The following is a 5823-nucleotide window of genomic DNA, read 5'->3' on the forward strand; positions in this document are numbered from 1 at the left end:
CAAGGATTTTGGTATTATGCAAAATCATTTTCATACATGGAATCAGCAACGCCAAAAAAAGAACTTTGATAAAGAGTTTTAGCCTTTATCCAAGCATATTAGTATATAACGTTACCGCAAAATTTAACGCCTAGTGCGAACATAAATTTGTATAAAAAACAACACAAGCGAATAAATTCGTTGTGAAAAATTGGTTGCTTGGTAAAATAGAAGCGAGGCAAAATCAATACAACACAAGAAAGAAACTGACTCGTTCTCCAGACTTTGCTAGTAACCGGATAGACAGACGAGTACCCACGACAAATCAATTATGGGATTGAGGGTGGCCTACACCCATAGGTTAACCCAACCACGCCTTAAGTATAAGAAAGCACCCTGTTGCTAGTAGTATCTAGAGACTGAAAAAGCCCCAAGGCAACACCTAGACAATAGTTACCTTAAGATATTTGGCATTACGTACTAGCAGTGGCAATTAAGGTTACACAGTGAGGTTAATGACAAATAAAAGCGGCTGTTGGTCTATTTCTGGAAACTCAACTTCCAGAGTATAAGTTGGGTTAAGTTGCTCACAGGCTAACTCTACACTTAAGTATCCCGGAGTTGAAGATGTTGCTATTGCTAAAGTGCCACTTGTGCGAAGTGTCAAAGTTCCTTTAACAGGTAACTCAGCCTGAACAAGTAACTTCGTAAGTTTACCTACAGACTGATACTCTACTCTGATGTTCAAATTACCAACAGTGGTTAGCCATTGTCTTTCTACCACTGGACTGGTTGTTGAAAGTGGTAGAGTCAAATTTTCTAGCAGTTGTTTAGCTGCTAGCAACGACAAAGCCATTTGTTGACGCGGTTGTAAATCTGAGTAATCACTTTGAATATTGGGTATTGTCTCCAAAGTATTTACAGACCGATAGGTGCTTCTTAGCACCAATCCAGCTATATCATTTAGTGCTTGAGACTCGTTGGGAAAAAAGTTCTCCACCACTTGAACTAATTTCGCTCCCAGCGGCACCGAAGATGTCACCAATGCCTGACATTGTTCCAGCAATTGCTGGAAAACTCTCTCCGGTAAGGGACGCGGTAGGTTTAGCTTCGACTGTTGTACCATCCACCCCCAGGTAGGAACGAGCGGCATTGACGGCTCATCAACAAAATCTGGATAGTCGATTAATTGTGTTTCCCAAGGAAATAAAGGTGGGTGGTCTTGGGCTTGGATTTGTAAGCGATGCTTAAGGACAGCTTGAAAACGATCTTGCACAGTAGGAATTTCTCCTAATTGAAAGGCCTGGGGCGTTCCTCCCAATTTTGGCTCACTGCTTTTGGAAGCAGTGGCTTCATTGTGGAGGTTTTTTACCCCGTCATTTTCCTCACTTTCTACAGATTGCTCGATATTTTTGACATCATCTGTCAATAACCAACCGAGACACTGAGATTGTAAGGATTCTGAGTCACTATTCATGAGTAGATGCACCTGATCCGGACACTAATGAGTTACGAATTTCCCAAGCTTGCTCAAGAATCTTAAACCATCGTTTTTGAAGTTGTGCCATTGACAGCCCTAAAGTTTTTGCGATTTTTTCATCGGCTTGTCCTTGTTGCTTCAACTCTAATAAAGACCGTTGCTTAGTGTCCAGCTGTGCTGTATATACTTGCCATTGCTGGGGAGTTAAGCCCAAATTGGTATGCAAAGAGGCTTCCAGCCACTCGTGAACTAATTCCCAACGGTGTAACAATGCAAACCGAATCAAATGATACTTGAAGCGCTGCTGTAAATAATCTCTCTGACGAGGGGTTAAACCTAAAATCGACTCAATTTCCTGTGCTGATAGATCCTGGAGGCGGAGGGAAAAGTAATCAGCACAGTCAGATTGTTGCCGTTCTTCGAGATAATTCATTAATTCTGTAACCACAACAGAGCGCAAGGTATCTTCTTCGGGTTCAGGTTCGGCTTGCGTTGCCATTGTGGAGCGCAATTGATGCACTGCTGGTTCTTCCCAAGAACCATCGCCTTCGTTATTGCTACCTTCTGCGGCTTGTTCTATATCTACGCTGGTTTCTGGGGGCTGCTGTTGAGAAAAAGTTTGTGCCCGCAAAATAATTAGCTGCTGCTGACGGCCTGGTAAGGGAATGCGTCGCTTGCCGTAGCGCTCGGTAAATGCCATGTACTCAGACAATTCTAAAAGCGTTTGAGGGCGATAAGTAGCACCAAGTTGATTTTCTCGGCGGAAAGCGTTTAATGCCTCCAGATAAAAACTCTGTAAGAAATCTTCAATTATAGTCAGTCGCCCTTGATAACTCAATTGCTTCTGAGGCGGATTAATGTATCGATAAATAATTGCACTCAGAGTGCTGTGTAATTCTACCCTGCCCCGATTTGAACCCAACTGATAGTACCTGAGACACTGTTGCAGCCGATGCCGAGCTAGGGTCATCGCCGAGCTTTCTACAGTTCCAGAAGCTTGGATACGTTTGCTTTCCTGGCAAATCCGATATACTTCGGTGGTAATACGTCTTGCTACATCGTGGCAATTCTGTTCCGAAGCTTTGGTTGATTGTTGAAACTCCCTGGACAGGAGTTGAAAGATCACCTCCACGCCTTTAGAATTTTCTCCCAGAATATTTGCAGATGGAATAGTTGCGGTTGCGGCTGAATTCATAGTCTCGGTTTTCAAAAGACCCTAAGTATTTAAATACAACCTGTACGACGTGGGTATTGGCTTCAGTTTTACGTATAAGCTAAACGCAGACCAATCCGATATTGAGGATATGGCTGATTTTATTATTCCCAACTTTGATGGGATTGTTCACACTTTGATAGATGTTATTGCCATTACCCAAGAGCCGTATACAAGTCATTATGGATTTAGAAGCACAAATTCAATTGCTGATTGACAATGCACCCCGCGATGGTATAACACCAAATCTGATTGCAGCAATTGCTCCTGCCCTTAGAGCGATCGCTCTAAAATTACGTTACTCCCAATACTATATTCTCCAAAATTCAGAGGAAAGCTGGGTTTTAACTACTTTGAGCAATCGTGCTAATCCAGGATTGGAAAAGCGAGTTATTTACGCTTTTCCTACCATACAGGATGTCTCTCTAATTTCCCCTGCTGGGCTTGACCCTCAAATGCTAGCTAAAATTGCTCCTGTCACCCATATTTTGTTCCAATTGGTGGCATTGGAACCCGTAGATAGTATAGTTTTTTTGGAGACGCCGGGTAAGACCACCCATACCGTTGAAATTCGGCGAACTGATCTAGAAAAACTCATGCAACAACAGTTACGACAACAGCGATCGCCTAAACAGATACCCCCTGATATTGCATAGAAAAAACTTGGATGTGGGATTTTTTAGATACAATCCCACATCCAAAATTTTAAATCTCAAATTATTTTGAAAAAGTTTTTGTTGAAGAGAAATTAATGCCAGTTAATAACCTTCTAGTTCTTTAAAGAACCAAGCTAGGGGCTTTATTTTCCACCTAATCTAAAATTGCTAAACAAACAGTTATCAGTGAACATTTTGCAAATTCTAGCTGACCATTGAGCAAAATTTTTCCACTTAAGAACAGGTGGTAAGTTTTGCTTGAAGTCTAAACTCCAGTATTTTGTAGCTGTTAGCTGTTAGGTGTTTTAATAGAGGCGACTCAGTGTGTACTCAGCGATGTTAATCAGTGCCTGGTGAGATTCTGAGGGTGGTAGAACTGCAAGATGTTCAATTGCTAACTTAGCATGGTGAGCAGCTAAGTCTCGCGCCTGCTGTATACCTTGACTATCTTGAATTAGTGCTAGTGCTTGCTCTAAATCCCCTTCTTGAGCAAACTCTCGGTCAATCAGCACTTCCAAGGATGGTTTTTCTGCTAAAGCAAATAAAACGGGTGCAGTCAAATTACCACTTTTAAGATCCGACCCCACTGGTTTACCTAAAGTATCTGTTGTACTAGTGAAATCTAGAATATCGTCAACAATTTGAAATGCTATACCAAAATGACGACCGTAGCTATACAGATGCTCAACAGTTTCTCGTGAGACTTCACTGAGTAATCCAGCAGCTTTAGAACTGTTGGCAATTAACGAAGCTGTTTTGTAATAACTCTTCTGGAGGTAAGTTTCAATAGAGATGCCAGCATCAAAACGATTTAGTCCCTGCTGGATCTCCCCAGTAGCCAGATCCATAATGACTTCTGAGAGGAGTTTCACCACCTCCAAATTGTCCAAATTTGCTAAATACCAGGATGATTGGGCAAAAAGAAAATCTCCTGCTAATATGGCAATGCGATTACCGAACAAACTATGAACGGTAGGAACGCCTCGCCGCACGTCTGATTCATCTACCACATCGTCATGTACCAAGCTTGCTGTGTGAATCATTTCTGTAATCTCAGCTAGGCGGCGATGACGTGGTGTAATGTCTTGATCTAACATTGTTGCCCGCGATATTAGCAGGACAATAGCTGGTCTGATACGCTTTCCCCCAGCACCGAATAAATGTTCGGCTGCTGCAAACAGAATGGGGTGGCGATTTCCAACTAGCTGTTTTAGGTTATCTGCTAGTAGTCGCAGGTCTGCTTCCACAGGGGTAAACAGGGAGGTGGCTGGGGTCATGAATGGGCGGACTCTGACTTAGGTTACGAAAGTTTACATATCCTACACTCATTTTAAGATAACCCTGTGCCAGCGCAAAGTTTTCATCAGGTAATCCCATTTTCATGAGTCTATCGGTGATAGTTAAGGTTCATAGTTAATTTGTCAATAAGCAATTACACTTATTTTTTGGTAACTCAGGTTTTAAACTAACTTAAAACATGAATTCTCAGTATATGGAAATAAATATTAGCTTAAATTATATTAAGTAGTTTCCTGTTACCCGTTTCTTGCCACAGTTTAAAGCATAATTGAGTAATATTACTTATTGACAAAATGAATAAGACTTAAATGTTCGCCAATGAGGTAAGACTAAATTTCTTCAAGACTGAAATGTAGCTACTCAAAAAAATTGAAATTTAGTAGCCAAATGGGCTTCAAATTCAGGGTCGTTGTGTTACGCTAAAGTATAGGAATTATAAATTTTTCAGATATTCATACTCCAAAAGTAAGTCGCTTACTAAGTGATTTTACTGTATTGGTGGTGTGAGTCTAAAATAATTAATCGTATTTTAGATTAAAGGTATAATTTCTTTAATCTAAAGTATGATAATGCAAAACTCCTGGTTTGGAGCTATGCGATATCCCTATTGGGAGCCGCTACACGTCTTCAGCGCACGTTGAGCGCAAGCATTGCTCTTTTCACAGCAGTGTTAGCAAAAATAACGCAGATCAAGTAGACCGCTGAGAATCGTAGTTTTAGATTGCTAAACGGCAATCTAACTGCTGTGGATCTATGGTCTGCAAGAAGTCGCATTAGACAATAAATTTTTGTCCGTAGAGAATTTTATCTCTATAGGTAATTTTACCATAGGAGACTACAGCAATCAAGAATGTACTTGGTTGGCTGAGGTTCTACTAATTTTATGGGATTTTATATTCGTTTGAAAAGGTGCTAGTAGAACAATGATTTACGGAAGTATACCTATGATGATTTTTATTTTAGCGTCTGGATATTTGTTCACAGTCTACCTGTTGTTAGCACTGGCAAAGCGTACTGGCACAAAGACTGTTCCGACAATCCCTTCATCTGCCGAAGGAAAACACAAGCAGGAGAAATCAGTAAGGACAAATGTGACTGAAGTAGTTAATAGTCAGTAGGGATTGGGGATTGGGGATTGGGGATTGGGCATAGTTATTCTCTCTGTCCCCCTTGCCTCCCCTGCCTCCCCTGCCTCC

Annotated in this window: 6 protein-coding genes; 3 read left to right on the forward strand and 3 right to left on the reverse strand. The window is 41.2% G+C overall.

Annotation, left to right across the window (positions count from 1 at the left end):
* The first annotated feature begins 182 nt into the window (after positions 1 to 182).
* On the forward strand, positions 183 to 320 hold the full coding sequence (locus tag VB740_RS16810; protein WP_323201105.1) for a hypothetical protein: 138 nt from the start codon (positions 183 to 185) through the stop codon (positions 318 to 320).
* Between the two features lie 158 nt (positions 321 to 478).
* Here the strand turns inward: VB740_RS16810 and VB740_RS16815 are convergent, their stop codons facing one another.
* Together VB740_RS16815 and hetZ are read right to left on the reverse strand one after the other, a co-directional pair.
* Positions 479 to 1456 carry a PatU gene (locus VB740_RS16815; RefSeq protein ID WP_323201106.1) on the reverse strand — a complete coding sequence of 326 codons (978 nt, stop codon included), beginning with the start codon at positions 1454 to 1456 and terminating at the stop codon, positions 479 to 481.
* Positions 1449 to 2654: a heterocyst differentiation protein HetZ gene (gene hetZ / locus VB740_RS16820; RefSeq protein ID WP_323201107.1), complete on the reverse strand. Its 1206-nt coding sequence runs from the start codon at positions 2652 to 2654 to the stop codon at positions 1449 to 1451. The genes VB740_RS16815 and hetZ overlap by 8 nt, the downstream gene beginning before the upstream one ends.
* A 200-nt stretch (positions 2655 to 2854) precedes the next feature.
* Between hetZ and VB740_RS16825 the strand changes: the two genes are divergently transcribed.
* Positions 2855 to 3328: a hypothetical protein gene (locus VB740_RS16825; RefSeq protein WP_323201108.1), complete on the forward strand. Its 474-nt coding sequence runs from the start codon at positions 2855 to 2857 to the stop codon at positions 3326 to 3328.
* A 305-nt stretch (positions 3329 to 3633) separates the two neighbouring features.
* Here VB740_RS16825 and sds read toward each other — a convergent pair whose 3' ends face one another.
* Positions 3634 to 4605: a solanesyl diphosphate synthase gene (sds, locus tag VB740_RS16830; RefSeq protein ID WP_323201109.1), complete on the reverse strand. Its 972-nt coding sequence runs from the start codon at positions 4603 to 4605 to the stop codon at positions 3634 to 3636.
* 945 nt (positions 4606 to 5550) lie between these two features.
* Here sds and VB740_RS16835 point away from each other — a divergent pair.
* Entirely contained in the window at positions 5551 to 5745 is a 195-nt protein-coding gene (locus tag VB740_RS16835; RefSeq protein ID WP_323201110.1) for a hypothetical protein, read from the forward strand.
* The last annotated feature ends 78 nt before the right edge of the window (positions 5746 to 5823 follow it).

The organism is Nostoc sp. UHCC 0251 (assembly GCF_034932245.1).
In the GTDB taxonomy this organism is placed as follows: Bacteria; Cyanobacteriota; Cyanobacteriia; order Cyanobacteriales; family Nostocaceae; genus Nostoc.

What these genes read in the sequence shown, in the direction of transcription:
- VB740_RS16815 (WP_323201106.1), bottom strand. Translation starts at nt 1,456, where the DNA reads ATGAATAGTGACTCAGAATCCTTACAATCTCAGTGTCTCGGTTGGTTA.
- hetZ (WP_323201107.1), bottom strand. Translation starts at nt 2,654, where the DNA reads ATGAATTCAGCCGCAACCGCAACTATTCCATCTGCAAATATTCTGGGA.
- VB740_RS16825 (WP_323201108.1), top strand. Translation starts at nt 2,855, where the DNA reads ATGGATTTAGAAGCACAAATTCAATTGCTGATTGACAATGCACCCCGC.
- sds (WP_323201109.1), bottom strand. Translation starts at nt 4,605, where the DNA reads ATGACCCCAGCCACCTCCCTGTTTACCCCTGTGGAAGCAGACCTGCGA.
- VB740_RS16835 (WP_323201110.1), top strand. Translation starts at nt 5,551, where the DNA reads ATGATTTACGGAAGTATACCTATGATGATTTTTATTTTAGCGTCTGGA.